General features: G+C 65.3%; 2 protein-coding genes. Both read left to right on the top strand.

Annotated elements, in window-relative coordinates:
- The first annotated feature begins 36 nt into the window (after positions 1-36).
- The gene (locus AYK61_RS03645) at positions 37-26,403 is read left to right on the top strand and encodes a non-ribosomal peptide synthase/polyketide synthase (protein WP_259467923.1); all 26,367 of its coding nucleotides are present in this window, start codon (positions 37-39) and stop codon (positions 26,401-26,403) included.
- Entirely contained in the window at positions 26,400-26,807 is a 408-nt protein-coding gene (locus AYK61_RS27730; RefSeq protein ID WP_259467922.1) for a hypothetical protein, read from the top strand. The genes AYK61_RS03645 and AYK61_RS27730 overlap by 4 nt, the downstream gene beginning before the upstream one ends.
- Positions 26,808-26,826: the final 19 nt, after the last annotated feature.

Genomic DNA, 26,826 nt, shown 5'->3' with positions numbered 1-26,826 from the left:
TTCGCCGCCGTGACCGTGCCGCCGAAGGGCAAGTGAATGCGCGCAGCAATTACGGGTGGGTCTCAGACGCCCCCGACCGGCCCCGGTTTCGAGAACGGCTTCCCGCTGTCATCCGCTCAGCGTGGCATGTGGTTCGCCCAGCAGCTGGCCCCTGACGTCCCGGTCTGTATCGCACAATACGTCGACCTTCGCGGCAACCTCGACATCGCCGTGCTCCAAGACGCGACGGCTCGCGCGGCACACGAATTCCAATCTGCCTACCTGAGACTTGCCGAGGTGGACGGCGAACCGGTCCAGATGGTCGATCACTCCATCGACCAGTCCGTGCACTACCTGGATCTGCGCGGCGAAGACGATCCCATGACCTCGGCGCTGCACTGGATCGACGAGAACTACGTGCAGCCTGTCGACATGGAACACGATCCCCTCGTCGAGAGCTGGATCATCCAGGTCGAGGACGATCGCAACCTCTGGTACAGCAAAATTCACCACGTCGCTCTCGACGGCTACGGTGCGATGACGCTCGTCAATCGAACCGCAGCCCTGTACACGGCGGCCGTCGAACACGTCGAGCCTGCCCCCAACAAGGCGGCCGAGCTTCGCCGACTCTACGAGCTCGATCAGGAATACCGGACGTCGTCCCGCTTCGAGTCCGACAAGGAGTACTGGACGGCTCGCGCCGCGGACATCCACGACGGGGCTTCTCTGTCCAACACGGCCGGTCGCACGATCGCCGCCAGTAAACTGCGCAGCGTCGCTCTGCCCGAGGATGTCGTCGCCGACCTCGAGGCGTCCGACGCGACCAAGGGCGGAACCGCGGCCGCGGTGTTCATCGCCGCCTTCGGCTGCTATCTCTCGCGAATGACCGGGCGAGAGGACGTCTCGGTCAACATCCCGGTGTCCGCGCGCACCACCGCACTGCTTCGCCGATCCGGTGGAATGCTGGTCAACGTCGCACCCATTTCGATCCACGTGCCGCAGGACGCGACCGTCGGCGAGCTGGTACAGCAGGTGCAGCTCGAACTGATGGGTGCCCTGCGGCATCAGCGCTTCAGCATCGAGGACATTCGGCGCGAGCTGGCGGCCTCGGGCAGCGACAAACAGCTTTCCGGCCCGATGGTCAACATGATGCTGTTCCATCAGCAGATCAACCTGGGCTCGATCGTCGGCGAGTTCAACATCGTGACCTCGGGCCCGGTCGAGGATCTTCTGGTCAACGTGTATCAGAGCGGTTCTCCGGCCAGGACGTTCGTCGACTTCAGGGCCAACCCCAACCGCTACGACGACGACGACCTCACCGCGCACCATTCGAGCTTCGTGGAGATGGTGGAATCCTTCATCGCGGCCGGGCCCGATGTCGCCGTTCTCGACGTACATCCGGACAGCGCACGCGAAGGCCAACGCCGGCGTCGCGCCGCAGCCCAGCTCGCCTACTGGACCGATCGGCTCGCCGATGCCCCGGATCTCCTCGATCTTCCGACCGACCGACCGCGCCCCTCGCACATCGGTCACGTTCGCGCATCCCACGAGGTGATCATCGGATCCGAATCGTGGTCCGGGGTGGCTCGATTGGCGGCCGAACGTTCCACGACTCCGTTCGTGGTCTTCGAATCCGCTCTCGCCGTGTTGCTTTCGCGACTGGCGAACACCGACGACGTGTCGATCGCGGTGCCCGCGGATGACGACAACACCGTGGTACTCCGGACCAGGCCCGACGTTCGCCACTCGTTCGCCGAGTTCGTCGATGCCTCCGGCATCGACTTCGATGCTGCGATGGCGCACGGTCATACGTCGTTCGACGACGTCGCTGTGGCCCTCGGTCTGCCGGGCTCGGAATCGCACAGCCCGCTTGCTCAGGTAGCGCTCCGGTTCGGTCCGTCCGCACTGCCGAGGGACGGGATCGGCATGGATCTGGTCGTCACTGTCGACGAGTCCGATACTCCCGCAGTCGTTTTCGACTACGTCACAGAACTGTTCGACGCCGCGAGCATGGCGCAGCTCGCCCGCCGCCTCGTACGGATGCTCGACGCTCTGACCAGCGAGCCGGATCTGCTGATCGGCGATGTGGACCTGCTGTCCACCGCCGAGCGCGCTCGCCTGGCTCCGGTGCGTGGTCCGCGGTCTGTGGTGGGTGTGGTGTTGCCGGAGTTGTTGGCTGGTGCTGTGGGTGTTGCTGGTGTCGGTGGTGTTGCGGTGGTGTCGGGTTCGCGGGTTGTTTCGTATGGTGAGTTGGATGCGGCGTCGTCGCGGTTGGCGCGGATGTTGATGTCGTGTGGGGTGGGTCCGGGGTCGTTCGTGGCGTTGGCGTTGGCGCGGTCGGTGGAGTCTGTGGTGGCGGTGTGGGCGGTGGCGAAGGCCGGTGGTGCGTTCTTGCCGGTGGATCCGAATTATCCGGTGGATCGGATCGAGCACATGTTGGTCGATTCGGGTGCTGTGGTGGGTGTGACGTTGGGTGCGGATGTGGGTGCGCTCTCGGGTGTGGGTGGGGTGTCGTGGGTGGTGCTCGATGATGCCGATGTGGTGGCGGATCTGGCGTTTCGGTCGTCTGCTCCGGTGTTGGATGCCGAGCGTTCGGGTGTGTTGCGGCTCGATGATGCGGCGTATCTGATTTACACGTCGGGTTCGACGGGTGTGCCCAAGGGTGTGGTGGTCACTCATCGTGGTGTGGGGAACTTGGCTACCGAGGAGCGGGTTCGGTTCGGTGTGGGGCCGTCGTCGCGGGTGTTGGCGTTTGCCTCGCCGAGTTTCGATGCCTCGATTCTCGAGTTCGTGTTGGCGTTTTCGGGTGGGGCGACGATGGTGATTGCGCCGCCGTTGGTGTTCGGTGGGGTGGAGTTGGCGTCGTTGCTGGCCGCCGAGCGGGTCTCTCATGCGTTCGTCACGCCTGCGGCGTTGGCGTCGGTGGATCCGGTGGGGTTGGAGTCGGTCGAGGTGGTGGTGACCGGTGGTGATGTGTGTGCGCCGGAGTTGGTGGCGCGGTGGGCGCCGGGTCGGCGGATGTTCAATGCGTACGGTCCGACGGAGGCGACGATTTTCTCGTCGATTTCGTCGGCGTTGGTGGTGGGGGAGTCGGTCGATATCGGTTCGCCGACGATCGGTTTCGCGGAGGTGGTGTTGGATTCGCGGTTGAATCCGGTGCCGGTGGGTGTGGTGGGTGAGTTGTATCTGGCGGGTCCGGCGTTGTCTCGTGGGTATCACGCGCGGTTGGGTTTGACGGCGGAGCGGTTCGTGGCCAATCCGTTCGGTGGTGCGGGTTCGCGGATGTATCGCACCGGTGATGTGGTGCGGTGGAATGCTTCGGGTGCGTTGGAGTATGTGGGGCGTAGCGATTTTCAGGTGAAGGTGCGTGGTTTCCGGATCGAGTTGGGTGAGATCGATTCGGTGTTGGCGGCGGTGTCGGGTGTCGATTTCGTGGTCACCATCGGTCGTGAGTCTGCTGCCGGGTCGACGGTGTTGGTCTCGTATGTGTTGCCGGTGGCCGGTGCCGCGGTCGAGGCGGATGCGTTGCGCGAGCATGCCGGTTCGGTGTTGCCTGCGCACATGGTGCCGTCGGCGTTCGTGATGTTGGAGTCGATTCCTCTCACTCCGGCAGGCAAACTCGACCGAAACGCACTCCCCGAACCCGAACTCGGCTCGCAGGGTGCATTCGAGGCCGCAGAGACGGAATACGAAGCCGCGGTGGCGACAGTGTTCTGCGACGTTCTCGAGGTCGATCGGGTCGGCGTCACCGACAGCTTCTTCGACCTCGGCGGAAACTCCCTCGTGGCAACGCGTTTGATCGCACGGGTCAATTCGGCTCTCGGAACCGATCTGAAGGTGCTGGATCTGTTCGAGGCGTCGACGGTTCGGACTCTGGCCGAACGTGCCGAAGCCAAGGGCGCGTCGCTGCATCGCCGTCCGGCACTCGTCCCCGTCGACCGGCCCGCCTCGATCCCGCTGTCTCTCGCGCAACAGCGGATGTGGTTCATCAACCAGTTCGATGTGTCCTCGCCCGCCTACAACATCCCGCTCACCGTGCGCCTGACCGGTCGTCTGGACGTGAGCGCGATGGCTGCGGCCGTCGGCGACGTGCTGTCCCGGCACGAGTCGCTGCGCACGGTGTTCCCGACGGTGGGCGATCTGCCGAACCAGGTCATCGCACCGGTCGAGGACGTCACCGGATCGAAGCTCCCCCTCGAGGTGGTCGACGTCGACGCCGGTTCGGTCGATGCGCTCGTCCGTACCGCTGCGACAACAGGATTCGACGTCACGGTCGATCTTCCTTTCCGCGCGGTGCTGTACCGGACCGGCTCGGAGAGCTTCGTACTCTCCATCGTCGTCCACCACATTGCGGCGGACGGTGCGTCGATGGCGCCGCTGGCCCGAGACGTGATGGTCGCCTACGGTGCCCGGTCCGCTGGTGCTGCTCCGATGTGGGAGCCACTCGCCGTCCAGTACGCGGACTTCGCGCTGTGGCAGCACGCTGTTCTCGGCGACGAGAGCGACTCCACCTCGGTGGCGTCGCGGCAGATCGAATTCTGGCAGTCGGCGCTGGCAGACCTGCCGGACGTCTTGCCGATGCCGCTCGATCGCCCGCGCCCCACCCGGCAGTCGATGCGCGGCAGTGTCACACCGTTCACGATTCCCGGCGATGTCGCCGCTCGGTTGAGTTCGGTGGCCGCCGAACAGGACTCGACGCTGTTCATGGTCGTCCATTCCGCGCTTGCGTTGCTGCTCGCGCGCCTGAGCGGCACTGCGGACATCGCCATAGGTACTCCGATCGCCGGTCGAGGCGACGCTGCCCTCGACGACCTCGTGGGCATGTTCGTCGGGACCCTCGTCCTGCGAACACAGGTCGAGCCTCGAGCGACCTTTGCCGAATTGCTCGCCGACACTCGTAGCTCCGACCTCGCCGCCTTCGACAACACCGACATCCCGTTCGAGCGACTGGTCGATGTACTCGATCCGGTGAGGTCGACCGACCATTCGCCGCTGTTCCAGGTTCTGCTCGAGTTCCAGAACAATGCAGCTGTCACGTTGGAGCTGCCCGATCTCACCGTTCGGTTCGAGGAGATCAGCACCGACACAGCCAAATTCGATCTACAGCTGCGCGTGGATCAGGAGCCCGTCGACCCGTCCGGTGCACTGTCGGCTTCGTTCACCTACGCCACAGATCTGTTCGATCCCGAAACCATCGACCGGTTCGTCGATCGCTTCCTGCGGATCGTGTCGACCATCGGAACGTCGACGGACGTACGCACCGGCGACATCGACATCCTGTCCGCCGCGGAGCGCGAACTCGTCCTGTTCGAGTGGAACGACACCGCACGTCTGATCGAACCTCCGGTCCACCAACAGATTCCGGTCGGCGGCGTCGACATGACGCTCAGCAGCCTCTTCGACCGACAGGTGCAGCGCAGTCCGTACTCGACCGCGCTCGTGTTCGAGGACGAGCACATCACCTATCTCGAACTGGACGAACGTGCGAATCAGCTCGCACGACACCTCATCTCGCTCGGCGTGACACCGGAATCCCATGTCGGCCTGGCGATCCGACGGTCGGTCGACCTGCTCGTCGGTATGTACGCGATCGTCAAGGCCGGTGGAGCCTATGTGCCGATCGATCCGGACCATCCGGTCGAGCGTTCGTCCTACGTCCTCTCCAGCGCCCAGCCCGTGTGCATCCTCACCACGAGCCGCGACTGGATCAACATCCCGGTGGCAACTCCGGTCCTCGCTGTCGATCTACTCGACGTCTCCGATCGCGACCACTCCTCGATCACCGATTCGGACCGTCTGGGAAGACTGCACGGCTCGAACACCGCATACGTCATCTACACCTCCGGTTCGACCGGTCGGCCCAAGGGCGTCGCAGTCACGCACTCGGCCATCGTGAACCGGTTGCTGTGGATGCAGCACGAATATCACCTCGAACCTGCGGACACCGTTCTGCAGAAGACTCCGGCCACGTTCGACGTCTCGGTGTGGGAGTTCTTCTGGCCGCTGCAGGTCGGTGCCAAGCTCGTCGTGGCCGAACCCGACGGACACCGCGATCCCGTGTACCTGTCCCGCATCATCGCGGACGAGCACATCACCACGGCGCACTTCGTACCGTCGATGCTCGCGGTGTTCGCGGCAGGAGCACGGGCCGCCGAATGTGTCTCGCTTCGACTGGTCTTCTGCAGCGGCGAGGCCCTTCCGCCCGCCACCGCGGCGCAATTCGCGCAGTTCTCCCTCGCGGAACTGCACAACCTCTACGGTCCGACCGAAGCGGCCGTCGACGTCAGCTACTACCACGTGACCGGGCGCGACGCTGTCTCGATTCCCATCGGCGCACCGGTGTGGAACACGCGTTTGTACGTGCTCGACGCCTCGTTGCGACCGGCTCCGATCGGTGCACCCGGCGAGCTGTATCTCGCAGGCGTGCAGCTCGCTCGTGGGTACGTCGGTCGCGGCGACCTCACAGCGGATCGCTTCATCGCAGATCCGTTCGGCGAGCCGGGCGAGAGGCTCTATCGCACAGGCGATCTGGTGCGTTGGCGCGCCGACGGCGAACTCGAGTACATCGGCCGCACGGACTTCCAGGTCAAGCTGCGTGGCCTCCGCATCGAACTACCCGAGATCGAGGCGGTTCTCCTTCGATCGGAGTCCGTCGCACAGGCGATCGCGTTGGTGCACAAGGACCCGAACACCGGTGAGACCCTCGTGGCCTACGTGGTCGGTGCGCACGGTTCCGCCGTCGACCCCGCGCAGCTGACGGCCGAGGCCGCGCGCCGCCTCCCGGGGTACATGGTGCCCTCACACGTGGTGGTACTCGACTCGCTTCCGGTCAACGCCAGCGGCAAGCTCGACCGCAAGGCATTGCCTGCGCCCGAATTCACCGTCGCTGCATCGGAGTTCTTCGGGCCCGAGAACCCGGTCGAAGAGATCGTCGCCGGTGTCTTCGGTGATCTGCTCGGCATCGCTCAGGTCAGCGTCACGTCGAGCTTCTTCGAGATCGGTGGCAACTCGCTGATCGCGATGCGGTTGGTGGCGCGAATCAACGCGGTACTCGGAACCGACATCGGCATCAGGGATCTGTTCGACGCCCCCACCGTGCGAGCGCTGTCGGCAGGCATCGAGCTCGGCGAGCACGATGCTGCGGCCGCCCCTCGACTGGTTCCGCAGGAGCGACCGGACGAGGTGCCGCTGTCGCTGGCGCAGCAGCGGATGTGGTTCATCAATCAGTACGACACCGAGTCGGCTGCCTACAACGTCGCGTTCGCCATGCGCCTGAGCGGTGTGCTCGATGTCGACGCGATGCACTCGGCCATCGGTGACGTGTTGAGCCGACACGAGTCGCTGCGCACGATGTTCCCGCTGACCGACGACGCTCCGGTGCAGTCGATCCTCGACGTGGCATCGGCACTGCCGGATCTGACTCCGATTCTCGCGAGCGACGAGCGTCACGTCCTCGAGTTGATCGCCGACGTCGCCGGCGCGGGCTTCGACGTGGTGGCCGATGTTCCGCTGCGAGTCCGCCTGGTTCGGGTGCGCGAGAACGAGCATGTGCTCGTGATGGTGGTGCACCACATCTCCTCCGACGGGTTCTCGAGCGCTCCGCTGGCCCGCGACCTGATGGTGTCCTACAGCGCCCGCGCTGCAGGACACGCACCGAGCCAGGAACCGTTGCCGGTGCAGTATGCCGATTACGCCCTGTGGCAGCGCCGATTCCTCGGCGCGGAGTCCGATCCCGAGTCGTTGATGGCCAAACAGCTCACCTACTGGGTCGACACACTGTCCGGCAGCCCCGAGGTCCTGCCGTTGCCGACCGATCGCCCACGTCCCGCGGTGGCATCCCTGCGCGGCGACAGCGTCACGTTCGAGATCGACGCCGCAATTCATTCTCGACTCGCTGCTGTTGCCGCCGAGCACAATTCGAGCTCGTTCATGATCGTGCACGCGGCTCTGGCCGTCCTTCTGGCTCGACTCTCGGGTGCCGAGGACATCTCGGTCGGAACGCCGATCTCGGGCCGAGGAGACGCCGCACTCGACGAACTCGTCGGCATGTTCGTCAACACCCTCGTGCTGCGCACGCAGGTGCCCGGCTCGACTCGGTTCGAGGACCTGCTCTCGGATGTTCGCTCCGTCGACCTGGCCGCATTCACTCATTCGGACGTCCCGTTCGAGCGAGTGGTCGATGCGGTCGATCCCGCGAGATCGACTGCCCATGCACCGTTGTTTCAGGTGATGCTCGAGTTCCAGCAGACCGACCGACCGACGGTGACGTTGCCCGGACTGTCGATCGAGAGCATCGAGCTCCCCAACGACATCGCCAACTTCGACCTGCAGTTGACGATCTCGGAGGAATTCGACAGGTCCGGCGCACCGGTCGGCATCGAAGCCGGATTCCGCTACGCCACAGAACTCTTCGATGCCGATACCGTCCGGGTTCTCGCCGATCGCCTCGTACGAATCCTCGACGCCGTGACGGCCACGCCGGCCATCCGAGTCGGTGACATCGAGATTCTCTCTGCCAACGAGTACGACTCGTTGGCTCCGGTGCGTGGTCCGCGGTCTGTGGTGGGTGTGGTGTTGCCGGAGTTGTTGGCTGGTGCTGTGGGTGTTGCTGGTGTCGGTGGTGTTGCGGTGGTGTCGGGTTCGCGGGTTGTTTCGTATGGTGAGTTGGATGCGGCGTCGTCGCGGTTGGCGCGGATGTTGATGTCGTGTGGGGTGGGTCCGGGGTCGTTCGTGGCGTTGGCGTTGGCGCGGTCGGTGGAGTCTGTGGTGGCGGTGTGGGCGGTGGCGAAGGCCGGTGGTGCGTTCTTGCCGGTGGATCCGAATTATCCGGTGGATCGGATCGAGCACATGTTGGTCGATTCGGGTGCTGTGGTGGGTGTGACGTTGGGTGCGGATGTGGGTGCGCTCTCGGGTGTGGGTGGGGTGTCGTGGGTGGTGCTCGATGATGCCGATGTGGTGGCGGATCTGGCGTTTCGGTCGTCTGCTCCGGTGTTGGATGCCGAGCGTTCGGGTGTGTTGCGGCTCGATGATGCGGCGTATCTGATTTACACGTCGGGTTCGACGGGTGTGCCCAAGGGTGTGGTGGTCACTCATCGTGGTGTGGGGAACTTGGCTACCGAGGAGCGGGTTCGGTTCGGTGTGGGGCCGTCGTCGCGGGTGTTGGCGTTTGCCTCGCCGAGTTTCGATGCCTCGATTCTCGAGTTCGTGTTGGCGTTTTCGGGTGGGGCGACGATGGTGATTGCGCCGCCGTTGGTGTTCGGTGGGGTGGAGTTGGCGTCGTTGCTGGCCGCCGAGCGGGTCTCTCATGCGTTCGTCACGCCTGCGGCGTTGGCGTCGGTGGATCCGGTGGGGTTGGAGTCGGTCGAGGTGGTGGTGACCGGTGGTGATGTGTGTGCGCCGGAGTTGGTGGCGCGGTGGGCGCCGGGTCGGCGGATGTTCAATGCGTACGGTCCGACGGAGGCGACGATTTTCTCGTCGATTTCGTCGGCGTTGGTGGTGGGGGAGTCGGTCGATATCGGTTCGCCGACGATCGGTTTCGCGGAGGTGGTGTTGGATTCGCGGTTGAATCCGGTGCCGGTGGGTGTGGTGGGTGAGTTGTATCTGGCGGGTCCGGCGTTGTCTCGTGGGTATCACGCGCGGTTGGGTTTGACGGCGGAGCGGTTCGTGGCCAATCCGTTCGGTGGTGCGGGTTCGCGGATGTATCGCACCGGTGATGTGGTGCGGTGGAATGCTTCGGGTGCGTTGGAGTATGTGGGGCGTAGCGATTTTCAGGTGAAGGTGCGTGGTTTCCGGATCGAGTTGGGTGAGATCGATTCGGTGTTGGCGGCGGTGTCGGGTGTCGATTTCGTGGTCACCATCGGTCGTGAGTCTGCTGCCGGGTCGACGGTGTTGGTCTCGTATGTGTTGCCGGTGGCCGGTGCCGCGGTCGAGGCGGATGCGTTGCGCGAGCATGCCGGTTCGGTGTTGCCTGCGCACATGGTGCCGTCGGCGTTCGTGATGTTGGAGTCGATTCCTCTCACTCCGGCAGGCAAACTCGACCGAAACGCACTCCCCGAACCGGACTGGTCCGCTCAGGTCACGGCCGGTCGCGATGCGGACAACGCCGTCGAGAAGACGTTGGCGGGATTGTTCGCCGAGGTTCTTCGACTGGACCGCGTCGGCGTCGACGATTCGTTCTTCGCCCTCGGCGGCGACAGCATCATGTCGATTCAGCTGGTTTCGCGTGCCAAGGCGGCCGGACTGTCCCTGTCGCCACGAGATGTGTTCGAGCACAAGACCGTTGCGGCGCTCGCCGAGGTGGTCGCGTCCGGAGACGGCACCGTCCCCGTCGTACTCGAAGAGCTTCCCGGCGGCGGCGTCGGTGACGTTCCGGCTACCCCGATCGTGCACTGGATGCTCGACCGCACCGCCGTGCTCGACCAGCACACTCAGACAGCGGTTCTCACACTTCCCGTCGACATCGAACTCGATGTGCTCGAGGCGACTGTCCAGACCGTCCTCGACCACCACGACATGCTCCGCGGCGTACTGCACCGCGGCGACGTACCGTCGATGGAGGTCCTGCCGGTTGGATCAGTGACGGCTCGGTCCGTCGTGCATCGTGTGTCGTCGACAACGGTTCAGGGACCAGCCTTCTCGGAGCAGGCCACCACCGAGGCCGCCGCTGCCGTCGGGCGTCTGGCTCCCGATTCCGGTGTGATGATCCAGATGGTGTGGTTCGACGCCGGCTCCGAGGGGAGCCGTCTGCTCGTTGTCGCCCACCACCTGGTCATCGACGGCGTGTCCTGGCGAATCCTGGTTCCGGACCTCGCGTCGGCATGGGCCCAGATCATCGGCGGAAGCACTCCTGAGCTGGCTCCGGTCGGCACCTCCATGCGTCGTTGGTCGCACGGGTTGCGTGAGGTCACCGCCACCCGCGGCGACGAGCTGGCGATCTGGCGCGACGTTCTGGCACAACCGGATCCACTCATCGGATCGCGCGCACTCGATCGCGAGATCGACGTGTACCGGACAGTGGACAAGGTCGAGTTGACGCTGTCCACCGACGTCACCGAGGGGTTCCTGACAGCACTGCCCGACGCGTTCCACGGCAGCGTCAACGACGGCCTGCTCGCGGCCCTCGCGCTCGCTACAGCGGTGTGGCGACGTGGTCGAGGAGTGCCCGTGGACGACGCTCTCATCTCGCTGGAAGGTCATGGCCGCGAGGACCACGTGGTACCCGGTGCCGATCTCGGCCGGACCATCGGTTGGTTCACCACGATTTACCCGCTCAGGCTGACTCTCGCCGGTCTGGACCTGGACGATGCACTCGCCGGCGGTGCCGACGCAGCGCGACTGATCAAGTCGGTCAAGGAGCAGTTGCTGGCAGTTCCCGATCACGGCATCGGTTACGGCATGCTCCGCTACCTGGACGAGGACGGTGCCGCTGCTCTGCGCGACTTCCCGGCTCCCCAGGTCAGTTTCAACTATCTCGGCCGCTACAGCACCGATGTCCCGGACGAGCTCCGCGGACACGGCTGGCTGCCGGTCGACGACTCCGGTGTCGGCGATTCGCAGGACCACGATCTACCGGTCGCAGCGGTCCTCGACATCAATGCCGTCACCACCGCGACGCCGACCGGCCCGCGGCTCGAGGCGACGTTCGCATTCCCCACCGGAGTGCTGGACGCCGACGAGGTCGCCGAACTGGCGGAGCTGTGGCGTCAGGCCCTCACCGCGCTGACGCAGCTCGCCCAGCGACCGGGGGCCGGTGGGTTCACGCCGTCCGACCTCGATCTGGTGCGGCTCGATCAGAGTTCCATCGACGACCTCGAACGTGTCTATCCCACGCTGGACGACATCTGGTCCATGACGCCCCTGCAGGCCGGTTTGCTGTTCCACGCCGAGCTGTCGGATCAGTCCGTCGACGCCTACATCGTCCAACTCGTGTTGGACTTGCGCGGAAGTGTCGACGAAGCGCGGTTCCGACGTGCTGCTCGGGCGCTCCTGCGTAGACACGCGAATCTGCGGACTGCCTTCGTGCACAACAACGACGGCGAGTCCATCCAGATCGTCCACCACGACGTGGACGCTCCCTGGTCGTCGATCGACCTGACCGAACTGGACGTCGAAGATCGAGCTGTCGAGCTCGATCGCATCGAACACGAGGACCGAGCCACCCGATTCAACATGGCGCAGGCACCTCTGTTGCGCTTCATGCTCATCACCGTGGCACCGGGCCAGTGGCGTCTGGTGATGACCAACCACCACATCCTGCTCGACGGTTGGTCCACGCCGCTGCTGCTCAAGGACCTGCTGACGCTCTACGTGGTCGACGGCGATGAAACCGTGCTCCCGCGGGTTCCCGCCTATCGCGACTACCTGTCGTGGCTGGCCAAGCGCGATCGCTCGTCGGCTCTGAAGGCGTGGACGAACGCGCTCGCAGGGTTGGCCGAGCCGACCCTGTTGACGCCGGTCGAGAGCCGACGCCAGGAGTCGACTTTGGCCGGCCGTTCGTTGGTCTCGCTCGATGTGGAGCAGACGAACCGCCTGCGCAGCGTCGCTCGTGCCCGTGGCGTCACGATGAACTCCATGGTGCAGGCGTCGTGGGCCCTGGTTCTCGGCAGTCTGACCGGACGCACCGACGTCGTGTTCGGTGCCACCGTGTCCGGACGCCCACCGGAGGTCTCCGACATCGAGTCGATGGTCGGTCTGTTCATCAACACTCTGCCGGTGCGGATCGTGCTCGATCCGTCGGAGACACTCGGCGAGTACCTCGAGCGGGTGCAGGCCGAACAGGCCGCTCTGCTCGATCACCACTACCTCGGCCTCACCGATATTCAGCGAGCAGTGGGACCGGCCGTCGCCTTCGACACCCTGACGGTCTTCGAGTCGTACCCGATGGACCGCGCGGGATTGTCGGCGGAAACCGACCTCGCCGGAATGCAGGTGCACGATGTGCACGACGGCAGCGACACAGCGCAGTATCCGCTGACCTTGGTCGCCATGGTCGACGACCGGCTGCACATCGAGGCGAAGTACCTGCCGGAGTTGTTCGAGCACAGCGTCGTTGCGGCGACGGTCGACAGGATCGTGCGGGTTCTCGAGGCCATCGCCACCGACACCGGTAACCGTGTCGGAGCGCTGTCGTTGCTGTCCGAGGAAGAACTGCGCCGTCTGGCACCGGTTCGGGGACCGGCATCGTCGGGTGCACGACTGCTTCCCGATATCCTCACCGACGCCGCTGCTTCGAACCTGCACGGCACCGCTCTGTGGAGCGAGGGTCGCACCGTCGACTACGCCGAACTCGACGCGCAATCATCAGCTCTTGCACGAACATTGATCGCACGCGGCGCCGGCCCGGAAACCGTCGTTGCCCTGGCTCTGCCCCGGTCCGTCGAATCGGTACTCGGCATCTGGGCAGTCGCCAAGACCGGGGCGGCATTCCTGCCGATCGATCCGAGCTACCCACGCGATCGCGTCGAACACATGCTCGTCGACTCGAACGCGTCGATCGGCCTTACCCTGTCCGAGCACGTGGCTGCGGTCGCAGATCTCGGCTCGGCTCGGTGGACCGTGCTCGACCACGAGGACACGCGCGCCGAACTCGCGGGTCACTCGACCGCGCCGGTTCTCGACGTCGGCCGTGTTCGTCCGATGCACATCGATCAGGTCGCGTACCTGATCTACACCTCGGGCTCGACGGGTGTTCCCAAGGGCGTCACCGTCACCCACCGCGGGCTGGCGAATCTGGCCGAGGAGGAGCGGACTCGTTTCGAGGTGACCCCGAACGCCAGGGTTCTCGCGTTCGCGTCCCCGAGCTTCGACGCCTCGATCCTCGAACTGCTCATGGTGTTCTCGGGTGCCGCGACCATGGTCATCGCGCCGACTTCGGTCTACGGCGGCATCGAGTTGGCCGAACTGCTCGCAGCACAGCGCGTCACGCATGCGTTCGTCACGCCCGCCGCACTGGCATCGGTGGATCCGGACGGCCTGACCGAGTTGGCCGTGGTCGCCACCGGTGGCGATGTGTGTCCGCCCGAGCTCGTGGCCCGCTGGGCACCGGGTCGTCGAATGTTCAACGCGTACGGTCCGACCGAGGCGACGATCTTCTCGTCCATCAGCGATCGACTGCACGTCGACTCCGCCATCGACATCGGTGCTCCGACAATCGGTTTCAGCGAGGTCGTTCTCGACGCGCGGCTGCATCCCGTCCCGGTCGGGGTTGTAGGTGAGCTCTATCTCGCCGGGCCGGCACTGGCACGTGGCTACCATGACCGATCCGGTCTGACCGCAGACCGTTTCGTCGCGAATCCGTTCGGAGAGAACGGTGCCAGGATGTACCGCACCGGCGATGTGGTGCGGTGGACCGAGTCGGGAACGCTCGAATACGTCGGGCGCAGCGACTTCCAGGTCAAGGTGCGTGGTTTCCGCATCGAACTGGGCGAGATCGACGCTGTCCTGACCGACGATCCGACGGTCGAGTTCGCGACCACTGTGGGTGTCGACGGCCCGACAGGCAACACGATTCTGGTCGCCTACGTTCTGCCGAGGTCCGGCGAGCAGGTCGATGCGGCAGCTCTGCGCACTCATGTGTCGAATTCGCTACCGACACATATGATCCCGACGGCCTTCGTCGCGCTCGAGTCGATTCCGTTGACACCGGCCGGCAAGCTGGACCGCAACGCCCTGCCTGCGCCCGATCTTCATCTCGGGGGCGACTCGCGTGCACCGCGCAACGACACCGAGCAGGTCATTGCCGACATCTTCGGCGAGGTACTGGGGATCGACGGCGTCGGAATCGATTCGAGCTTCTTCGACCTGGGTGGGGACTCGCTCAGTGCCACCAGACTCACTGCGCGAGTCAATTCTGCCCTGGACACCACGATCAGCGTGCGCGCATTGTTCGAGGCACCCACCGTCGAGTCACTTGCGGTGCGGGTGCACAGCAATCCGGCCGGCACCCTGCGCCGTCCCGCACTCGTGGCGAAGCCGCGACCGGATTCGATCCCGTTGTCGCTGGCGCAGCAACGGATGTGGTTCATCAATCAGTTCGACGTCGATTCTGCGGCCTACAACATCCCGCTAGCGGTAAGGCTCACGGGTCGACTCGACATCGCCGCGATGAGTGCGTCAGTCGGGGACGTCCTCGAACGTCACGAGTCGCTGCGCACGGTGTTCCCCACCCACAGGGAGCGCCCCGAGCAGAAGATCCTCGACGCGCAGACGGTGAGAACCGAACTCGCTGTCGTCGATCTGGATGCCACCGAGGTCGTTGCGGCCATCTCGGCCGCTGCCGCAACAGGATTCGACGTCTCGACCGATCTGCCGTTCCGCGCGGTCCTGTACCGGGTGGCACCGGACGAGTTCGTGCTCTCGATCGTCGTGCACCACATCGCCGCTGACGGCGCGTCCATGGCACCCTTGGCGCGCGATGTCATGGTCGCCTACGGTTCTCGCGTAGCCACCGGCGCTCCGATGTGGACACCGCTCGACGTTCAGTACGCGGACTTCGCGATCTGGCAACGCACCGTCCTCGGCGACGAGTCCGATCCCGCGTCCCTTGCCGCGCAGCAGTTGGACTTCTGGAAGACCACCCTGGCGGATCTTCCCGACGTGCTGCCGTTGCCGCTCGATCACCCGCGGCCCACTCGGCAGTCCATGCGCGGGAACAGCGTTCGATTCGAGATCGACCGAGCAACCCATGCCGGACTGGTCGAGATCGCACGCGCCAACGTGGCGACCGTCTTCATGGCCGTGCACGCGGCATGGTCGATTTTGATGGCACGCATCAGCGGCACCGAGGACATCGCTGTGGGAACGCCGATCGCCGGTCGAGGCGACGCCGCACTCGACGACCTGATCGGCATGTTCGTCGGCACCCTGGTTCTGCGCACGCAGGTGGCACCGGGGCTCTCGTTCACCGATCTGCTCCAGGCCACGCGCACAGCCGATCTGGCTGCGTTCGAGAATACCGATGTTCCGTTCGAGCGACTCGTCGACGTTCTCGACCCCGCACGTTCGACCGATCGTTCGCCGCTGTTCCAGGTGCTCGTCGAATTCCAGAACAACACGTCGGCCGCACTCGAACTGCCGGAGCTCACGGTCGAGGCCGTCGACATCGACGCGCACGTCGCGAAATTCGATCTGCAGCTGACCGTCGCCGAACAGTTCGACGAATCCGGTGCGCCTGCCGGGATGACCGCCGCGATCACCTACGCGACAGATCTGTTCGAGGAATCGTCCGTCGAGGAGTTCTCGGCACGATTCGGCGCTGTGCTCTCCGCCGTGACAATCGCTCCCGAGCGCGCCGTCGGCGATATCGACCTCCTGCTCCCGGGCGAGCTCGACGCCATGACGGGTGAGTGGAACCACGCGGGCCTCGAGGCATCCGACGCGACGTTGGCCGATCGATTCGCCACCGCTGCAGCGCGATTCCCCGACTCGCGTGCAGTCGTCTTCGGCGATCACTCGCTGACCTACGCCGAGTTGGACGACCGGTCGAGCCGACTCGCACGACTGCTCGTCCGGCGCGGTGTGACTTCGGAATCGCTCGTGGCGGTCGCGATGCCGCGCAACGAGGAGCTGATCGTCGCGCTGCTCGCGGTGATCAAGTCCGGTGGCGGCTACCTTCCGATCGACGTGTCCTACCCAGCGGATCGGCTGGCGTTCATGCTCGAGGACGCTTCACCCATCTGTGTGATCTCCACGGTCGCCGACAGTGCGGCAGTGCCGGCCTCGGATCTCGATGTCCTCGAGATCGATTCGCCCGAGCTGATGGCCGAACTGGACGCCATGTCCGGTGCCCCGCTGACCGATGCGGACCGCTCGGGTGGCACCAGTGCCGATTCGATCGCGTATGTCATCTACACCTCGGGCAGTACCGGTCGCCCCAAGGGCGTGCAGATCGCGCACCGCAACGTGGCGACGCTGTTCGCGAACACCGCTGATCTCTTCGATTTCGACGATCGCGACGTCTGGACGATGTTCCACTCGTATGCGTTCGACTTCTCGGTATGGGAGCTGTGGGGACCGCTGCTGCACGGCGGAACGCTCGTCGTCGTCGACTACTACACCGCACGCTCGCCGGAGCTGTTCCGCGAGTTGCTGGTACGCGAGAAGGTCACGGTGCTCAACCAGACACCGACGGCGTTCTACCAGTTCGCGGAAGCGGATCGAGTGGCCACCGGAAACCTCGCCGGAACCGCGGACGCCGATCTCTCGCTGCGCTACGTGATCTTCGGCGGCGAGGCACTCGATCTCGGTCAGTTGGCTCGCTGGTACGCCCGACACGACGAAGCTGCGCCGACCCTGGTCAACATGTACGGCATCACCGAGACGACCGTCCACGTGAGCCACCTGGCCCTGACCGAACAGTTCGCCGCCTCGGCCTCGGCCAGCGTCATCGGCCAGGCGATTCCGGCGCTGCACGTCGCTGTTCTCGACACCCGTCTCAATCCGGTTCCGCCGGGTGTGACCGGTGAAATGTACGTCTCGGGGGCACAGCTCTCTCGCGGCTACCTCGGCCGGGCCGGGTTGTCGGCCACCCGATTCGTCGCCGATCCGGCCGGCGAGTCCGGTGCCCGGATGTACCGCACCGGTGACACCGCGCGGTGGAATCGTGACGGGGCACTGGAATACCTGGGCCGCAGCGACATGCAGGTGCAGTTGCACGGTTTCCGCATCGAGCTCGGCGAGATCGAAAGTGCTCTGCTGGCATACGACGGTGTCGCCGCTTCTGTGGTCTCGGTCCGCGACGACGGGTCAGGTGATCGACTGATCGGATACGTCGTCGCCGAGGCGGGTCGAACCCTCGACCACTCCGCCGTTCTCGAATTCGTCGGACACTCGCTGACGTCCTACATGGTTCCGGCTGCGCTGATCGTGCTGGAAGAGCTACCGCTCACCGCCAACGGAAAGCTCGATCGCCGAGCACTGCCGGCTCCGGACTTCTCCGCCAACGTGACCGAAAGCCGTTTGCCGGCAACCGAAGTCGAGTCGATCCTCGCCGGATTGTTCGCCGACGTCCTCGGCCTCGACACCGTCGGCGTCGACGACTCGTTCTTCGCACTCGGCGGCGACAGCATCATGTCCATCCAGCTGGTCTCACGTGCCAAGGCCGCCGGTCTGGTCCTGGCTCCGCGCGACATCTTCGAGCGCAAGACCGTCGCGGCGTTGGCCGAGGTCGTCGTTCTCGGGGGCGACGCCGTCGTACTGGATGAACTCGACGGTGGGGGAGTCGGCTCGCTGCCTCTGACACCCGTCGTTCGCTGGATGTTGGACCGCAGCACCGACTTCGGTCGCTACACCCAGACTGCCCTGCTTCAGCTTCCGGTCAGCATCGAGAGCGAGACGCTCGAGCGCACCGTCCAGTCCGCGCTCGATCGTCACGACATGCTCCGGTCGAGGCTGTTCCAGGATGCCGACGGCATCTGGCACGAGGAAGTATCGCCGATCGGCACCGTGTCCGCAGCGTCGGTCATCCACGCGGTCGCGGTCGATTCCGTGGAGGGAGCCGAGTTCTCCTCCTGCGCCGCAACAGAACTCGACGCCGCAGCAGATCGACTGGTCCCAGCCGACGGGGTCATGGTGCAGATGGTGTGGTTCCAGGGCCCGAACGGGTCCGGCCGACTGCTCGTCGTCGCGCATCACCTCGTGATCGACGGCGTTTCGTGGCGCATCCTCGTCCCGGATCTCGCGACGGCATGGAGCCAGATCATCGCGGGCGACGAGCCTGCGCTCGCACCGATCGGCACATCGATGCGGCGGTGGTCCACCGGATTGACCGAGGTCACCGCGAGCCGCGCCGACGAGGTCGAGCTGTGGCAGCGGATTCTCAGCGGTGCCGATCCGACGATCGGTTCGCGACCACTGGACAAGAGCATCGACGTCGACGCCACCGTGCAGCGCATCCGCACATCACTGCCCGTCGAGGTGACCGAGCGCCTGCTGACCACGGTGCCGAACGTCTTCCGTGGCAGCGTCAACGACGGCCTCCTGGCCGGGTTGGCATTGGCACTGACCGCGTGGCGTCGCGAACGGGGAGCCGCTGTCCGCAGCGCGCTGATCACGCTGGAAGGCCATGGCCGTGAAGACGCCGTGGTTCCCGGAGCCGATCTCGGCAGAACCGTCGGCTGGTTCACCACGATCTTCCCGGTGCGACTCGACCTCGGTTCGGTGGACATCGCCGACGCGTTGTCGGGTGGAGACTCCGCCGGTGCACTGATCAAGGCGGTCAAGGAACAGCTGCTCGAGATCCCGGATCACGGAATCGGCTACGGCATGTTGCGGTACCTCGATTCCGCTGGAACCGCAGCGCTGTCCGACTTCGCCGCGCCGCAGGTCAGCTTCAACTACCTCGGGCGATTCTCGACCGGAACCACCGAAGGCATGGCCGACGTGGGCTGGATTCCGGTGGCCGATGCCGAACTGGGCGACGCGCAGAATCCGGACATGCCCGTGCCGGCTGCGCTGGACATCAACGCCGTCACCACGTCGACACCCGACGGTCCGCAGCTCGACGCCACCTTCGCGTTCCCGGCAGGCATCCTCGATGCCGACGAGGTCGATCGGTTGATCGAACTGTGGACGCAGGCACTGACAGCGATCACTGAGCACGCCTCGACCGAGGGTGCCGGCGGCTTCTCCCCGTCCGACCTGGAACTGGTCGACATAGATCAGCGCTCCATCGAGGTGCTCGAGAAGCAGTTCCCCGACCTCGACGACGTGTGGTCGATGTCGCCCCTGCAGGCCGGGTTGCTCTTCCACGCGCGCCTCGCCGGCGAGGTCGGCAGCGACAGTGCAGGCGTCGACGCCTACATGGTGCAGCTCGGTCTCGAGCTGCGCGGCGTCGTCGATGCCGAGCGGATGCACTCCGCTGTGAACAAGCTCGTCTCTCGCCATCCGAACTTGCGAGCAGCGTTCGTGCACAACAGCACCGGCGAATCTCTGCAGATCGTGCAGAGTTCGGTGACGGTTCCCTGGTCCGAGGTCGATCTGCGCGGCGAATCCGATGTCGATGCGGCCTTGGAAGAGGTCCTCGCAGCCGACCGCGGTGTGCGGTTCGAGATGGACTCTGCGCCGCTGCTTCGGTTCACGCTGATCACCCTCGCCGACGATCACTGGCGACTGCTGCTGACCAATCACCACATCCTGCTCGACGGCTGGTCGACGCCGCTGGTCGTCAAGGAACTGATCACGCTCTACGTCACCGAGTCCGACGATTCGATGCTGCCGCGGGTGCCCGCGTACCGGGACTACCTCGCGTGGATGCGGCAACGCGACGTCGCCATCTCCACTGCGCAGTGGGTCAGCGCGATGGCGGGTGTCGAGGAGCCGACACTGCTGGTCACCGGTGATCGGGGTCGACAGTTGTCCACCGTCTCGAGCGAGACAGAGCGGTCGCTGTCGATCGAGACCACAGCGGCACTGCGCGATTTCGCGGCGCGCCGCGGTTCCACTCTGAACACCCTCGTTCAGACCGCGTGGGGCATCGTGCTCGCCACTCTGACCGGACGCGAAGACGTCGTCTTCGGTGCCACCGTGTCGGGTCGGCCGCCTGAGGTTCCTGGCATCGAAGGCATGATCGGGCTCTTCATCAACACGTTGCCCGTCAGGGTCACGCTCGATCGGACCGAGACTCTGGGCGCTCTGGTCGATCGCGTGCAGGCCGAACAGGCAGCGCTGCTCGACCACCACTACCTCGGTCTGACCGACATCCAGCGCGCAGCCGGTGCCGGCGTCGCCTTCGACACGCTCACGGTGTTCGAGTCGTACCCGGTCGATCGCGCCGGAGCCTCTGCGGCAACGGATTTCGCAGGAATGCAGGTGACGGACATCCTCGGAACCGACGCCGCGCACTACCCGCTCACTCTGGTGTCGTCGGTCGACGAGCGCTTGAACCTCAAGGCCAAGTACCTGCCCGAACTGTTCGAGCTCGAGGACGTACACGCGATCGTCGATCGAGTCGAGCGGGTACTCGATGCGGTGCTGACCGACGAGCAGCAGCCGCTGGCTCGACTCAGCCTGCTCGCCGATGCCGAATTCGGTTCGCTGGCTCCGGTATTCGGACTCGAAGGCCGCTCGACTCGGTTGCTGCCGGAGATCTTCTCCGACGCAGCCGCCGTCGACCCGGATGCCATCGCGGTGCGCAGCGTCGACGGCGAGTTGACGTACCGCGAGCTGGATCGACAGTCGAACCGGCTCGCGCGCATTCTGCTCGGTCACGGTGTGCGCACCGAGACGTTCGTCGCTCTCGGGATCGCACGATCCATCGAGTCGGTGCTGACCGTCTGGGCCGTCGCCAAGTCCGGCGCCGCGTTCGTACCGGTCGATCCGAACTACCCGGCCGATCGCATCGAGCACATGCTGGCCGACTCCGGCGCAACATTCGGTGTCACCACCCGCACCCACCTCGACGATCTGCCGTCGACCGTGCCGTGGATCGTCCTGGACGACCTCGCCACCGACGGTCCGAACGCGGTGAGCGACGAGCCCATCGCCGACTACGAACGCCATGGTCGCGTCACCCTCTCGAGTGCCGCGTACACGATCTACACGTCGGGTTCGACGGGTGTTCCGAAGGGGGTCGTGGTTACCCACTCCGGCCTCGACAACTTCGCGACCGAGCAGCGCGAGCGCTATGGGGTCACGAAGGACTCACGCACACTTCATGTTTCGTCGCCCAGTTTCGACGCGTCCGTGCTCGAGTACCTGCTCGCGTTCGGCGTCGGAGCCACGATGGTGATCGTTCCGCCCACGGTGTACGGCGGAGCCGAGCTGGCTACGCTGCTGGCCGAGGAATCGGTCACGCACGGCTTCATCACCCCGTCCGCCCTGGCCTCGGTCGATCCTGCCGGGCTCGACACGTTCGCGGACGTCGTCGTCGGCGGCGAGGCCGTCCCGGCCGAGTTGGTCACCAAGTGGGCTCCGGGCCGCAACCTGTTCAACGGGTACGGACCGACCGAGGCCACGATCATGTCCAACATCAGTGCACCGATGGTCGCCGGCGAGCCGGTGTCGATCGGCGGACCGGTGCGAGGTGTGTACGAGGTGGTCCTCGACTCGCGACTGCAGCCGGTTCCCGTCGGGGTGGCGGGTGAGCTGTATCTCGCAGGCGTCGGGTTGGCCCGCGGTTACCACGATCGGATGGGACTGACGGCCGAACGATTCGTCGCCGATCCGTTCGGCGCTCCCGGTGCCCGCATGTACCGCACCGGAGATGTGGTGCGCTGGTCGCCGGATCTGACCATCGAGTACGTCGGTCGCAGCGACTCCCAGGTCAAGGTCCGCGGCTTCCGCATCGAACTCGGTGAGATCGACGCCGCGCTCTCCACACATCCGTCGGTCGACTTCGCGGCAACATTCGGAACTCCCGGGCCGACCGGTGCCACTGTTCTCGTGGCGTACGTGCGCCTGACGGGGGACAACCCGGCAGAGACGGTCGATACCTTCGACACGGCGGTTCTGCGCGATCATCTCGCCGACGCGTTGCCGTCGCACATGGTGCCCAGTGCCATCGTCGTGCTCGAGTCGATACCGCTCACTCCGGTGGGCAAGCTCGACCGCGCCGCACTTCCGGTACCGGAGTTCGGCTCGGCGACGTCCTACCGCGAGCCGGGCTCGCCTGCCGAGCTGACGGTCGCGGCGGTCTTCGCCGAGATCCTCGAGGTGGATCGAGTCGGTGCGGACGATGGCTTCTTCGAGCTCGGTGGCGACTCGCTCAGCGCAACGCGGGTGATCGCTCGCGTCAACGCCGAGTTCGGTACCTCGATCGGTGTCCGCACCATCTTCGAGACCCCGACGGTGTCGGGACTGGCGAGCGCAGTCGGAACTGCCGACACGAGCGCGCAGCGGCCGGCTCTCGTTGCCGCGGCGCGTCCGGAGCACATTCCGCTCTCGCTCGCTCAGCAGCGGATGTGGTTCATCAACCAGTTCGACACCTCGTCGGCGGCGTACAACGTGCCGTTGGTCGTCAAACTGACCGGACGGCTCGACACCGCTGCGCTGGCCGACGCGGTGGTCGATGTTCTGGGGCGCCACGAGTCTCTACGCACGACCTTCCCCGACGGTCCGGAGTTCCCGGTGCAGCTCGTGCACCCGGCTGCCGAGGTCGCGCCTGCGGTCGAATCCGAACGGATCGATGCTGCTGTTCTGACCGATCGAGTGGCTCTGTTGGCCGGTCGAGGATTCGACGTGAAAACCGAAATCCCGGTGCACGTCGAGCTGTTCGAGGTGCTCGACGCCGGCGTCGACGCGTCCGAGGATCACGTCTTCGTACTCGCCATGGTGGTGCACCACATCGCCGCCGACGGCGCGTCGATGGCACCTCTCGCTCGCGACGTCGTGCTCGCGTACTCGGCGCGCAGTGCAGGCCAGGAACCGAATTGGCAGCCGCTTCCCGTCCAGTACGCCGACTACACGATCTGGCAGCGTTCGCTGCTGGGAGACGAGCAGGACCCGTCGAGCGTGGCAGCGGCTCAGCTCGAGCACTGGTCCACCGCGCTCGCGGGTCTTCCCGATCTGCTGCCGTTGCCGACGGACCGACCGAGGCCGACCACTCAGGACTTCCGCGGTGGCCGAGTTCGCTTCACGGTCGATGCCGACATTCATCGGGCGCTCGGCGATATCACACGCGAGAAGAACGTCAGCATGTTCATGGTTCTGCACGCCGCGTTCGCGGTCGTGCTGGCTCGTTTGAGCGGCACCGACGACATCGCGATCACCACCCCTGTGGCCGGGCGCGGTGACGCGGCGCTCGACGACCTCGTGGGTATGTTCGTCAACACGCTCGTGCTGCGCAGCCGGGTGGACGAATCCGCGACGTTCGACGATCTGCTGAACCAGGTCAAGGCACACGATCTCGACGCGTTCGGTCACACCGAAATGCCCTTCGAGAGAATCGTCGAGGTTCTCAATCCCACTCGTTCGACGGCATACGCTCCGCTGTCACAGGTCGCGCTGTCGTTCCAGAACAACGAGAGGGCCTCGCTCGAGCTTCCGGACCTCCGCGTCGAAGGCTTCGACTTCGACGTTCCGGTAGCCAAGCAGGATCTGCAGTTGCTGCTGTCCGAGACCTTCGACGAGGCGGGGCGTCCGTCCGGCTTCGAGGCCGCATTCGACTACGCCACATCGCTGTTCGACGCGGCCAGCGTCGAGGCCGTCGCGGCGCGACTGATTCGCGTTCTCGATGCCGTCGGACGCAACCGGCACACGGTGGTCGGAGACATCGAAATTCTGGGCACCGACGAGCAGCGCACGTTGGTGCCGGCGCGAGGTAATGCGGACGCGGCAGTCCGGACGTGGCCGGAGTTGCTCGCGGCGGCGGTCGCGCTCGACCCGTACGCAGTCGCCGTCACCTACCGAGGCATCAGCCTTTCCTACGCCGACCTCGACAGCTGGTCCAACCGGATCGCTCGGATGCTGATCGATTACGGCGTCGGTCCCGAGACGTTCGTCGCGTTGGCGCTGCCTCGATCGATCGAGTCGGTGCTGTCGGTGTGGGCTGTGGCCAAGACCGGTGCCGCATTCCTGCCCGTCGATCCGAACTACCCGGCGGACCGAATCGCGCACATGCTCGAGGATTCCCATGCCGCAATGGGTCTGACCGACATCGACAGCATGCAATCGCTGCCGGACACCGTCCCGTGGCTGGTTCTGGACGATCCGGAAACGTCCGCGGAGTTGTCTCGCTACCCGGCAGACGCGGTGACCGACGTCGAGCGCACGGCGACCCTGCACATCGACCACCCCGCCTACCTGATCTACACCTCGGGTTCGACCGGTCGCCCGAAGGGCGTTGCAGTGCGGCACCGTGGCTTGGCCAACCTCCAGGCCGAGGTGCTCGAGCGGTTCCGCCCCACACGGGATTCGCGTGTTTCGCACATCGCGTCGCCGAGTTTCGACGCATCGATCTACGAGCTGACGATGGCGTTCGGAGTCGGTGCCACCGTCGTGATCGTGCCGCCGGGAGTCTTCGGCGGCGGCGACTTGGCCGACCTGCTCGAATCCGAGCACGTCACGCATGCGTTCCTGACGCCCGCGGCGCTGTCGTCGATCGACGAGACACGTCTGGGCAGCGTTCGGGTCCTTGCCGTCGGAGGTGAGGCCTGTACTCCTGAGTTGGTGGCGAAATGGGCACCGGGCCGCAAGATGTTCAACGGCTACGGTCCGACCGAGACCACCATTCAGGCAAGTGTCGGTGGACCGTTGGTGCCCGGTGGCACAGTGGACGTCGGCAGGCCTGGAACCGGATTCCGGTTCCTGGTGCTCGACGCACGACTGCGGCCGGTCCCGGCCGGAGTGTCCGGCGAGCTCTACATCGCCGGTCCCGGTACTGCCCGCGGATACCTCGGTCGTTTCGGGCTGACATCCGAGCGCTTCGTCGCCGATCCCTTCGGCACTCCGGGCGATCGGATGTATCGAACCGGCGACGTCGTGCGCTGGGGAAGTGCAGGGGCCGTCGAGTTCGTCGGACGCAGTGACTTCCAGGTCAAGGTGCGCGGTTTCCGGATCGAACTCGGTGAGATCGACTCCGCCCTCACCGAGCACGACCAGGTCGGGTTCGCCGCCACGATCGGCCACACGGCAGCGTCCGGTGACACCGTCCTCGTCTCCTACGTCCTTGCGGCCGATGGCGAAACTATCGACACCGAGGCTCTTCGCGATCGCGTCGCCAAACTGCTTCCACGGCATATGGTTCCGTCGGCGATCATCGAGCTCGACGACATTCCGCTCACTCCGGTGGGCAAGCTCGACCGGCGAGCACTGCCGGTTCCGGAACTGACGACGTCGACAACTCCGTACCGGGCACCGACCACCGATGTGGAAGCGGCGATCGCCGATGCGTTCGCACAGGTTCTCGGGGTCGATCGAGTCGGCATGGACGACAACTTCTTCGAGTTGGGCGGAACGTCGCTGGTGGCCACGAAGATCGTGCCCGCCATCGAGAACGCCATCGGAGTTCGGGTCCCGCTACAAGCGCTGTTCGTCGATCCGACTCCGGCAGGTTTGGCCGCACGGGTCGCAGCGGATGCCGACACCGGCGGCGCGGATCTCGATTCGGTGTTCGGTGTGGTGATTCCGCTGCGCGGCAGCGGGTCCAAGGCCCCGTTGTTCTGCGTCCACCCGGGAATCGGCTTGTCGTGGGGATACGCCGGTCTCGTCTCACACCTGAGTGACGACCGGCCTGTTTACGGTCTGCAGCTGCCGAGCATCGTGGAAGGGTCGAGCTTCGGATCCATTCGCGATCTCGCTCACCGCTACGCCGACGAGATTCGTGCCGTCCAGCCGGTGGGTCCCTACCACCTTCTCGGCTGGTCACTCGGCGGCTCGCTCGCTCATGCGATAGCGGTGGAACTACGCAGCAGCGGCAGCGATGTTCAGACTCTCGCGCTGTTGGACAGCTACGTCGACGGCCACGACGGCGAACCGGCCGGGGAGCGTTGAGTGTCGAGAATCTGCTCGCGGGATTGGGGCTCGACCTGACGGCTCAGCCGTCGACCGAGCCGTTGACCTACGAGCGGGGCGTCGAACTGCTCGACGAGTCGTTGGGGCAGACGACCGGCGTTTCCGCCGATCATCTCCGGCGTATCAATGCGGGATTCGAGAACTCGACTCGAATAATGGCCGAGTTCGTCCCTGACGTGTTCGACGGAGATGTTTTGTTCTTCTCCGCAACGAAGGGTGCGAGCGATGGAATTGTTCGATCCCCGCAAGAATGGCGGCCGTATGTGACAGGAGATATCGTCATCCACGATGTCGACGTTTTCCACAACGAGATGACCAATGCAGACGCTGCCTCGGTGATCGGGCCGGTCGTCGATTCTCATCTCGGTAATACACCTGAATAACAATTGGTGTGTTCTTCAC

The organism is Rhodococcus sp. SBT000017 (genome assembly GCF_003688915.1).
Lineage (GTDB): Bacteria > Actinomycetota > Actinomycetes > Mycobacteriales > Mycobacteriaceae > Rhodococcoides.
This window is presented reverse-complemented; position numbering and strand designations above follow the sequence as displayed.

What these genes read in the sequence shown, in the direction of transcription:
- AYK61_RS03645 (WP_259467923.1), top strand. Translation starts at nt 37, where the DNA reads ATGCGCGCAGCAATTACGGGTGGGTCTCAGACGCCCCCGACCGGCCCC.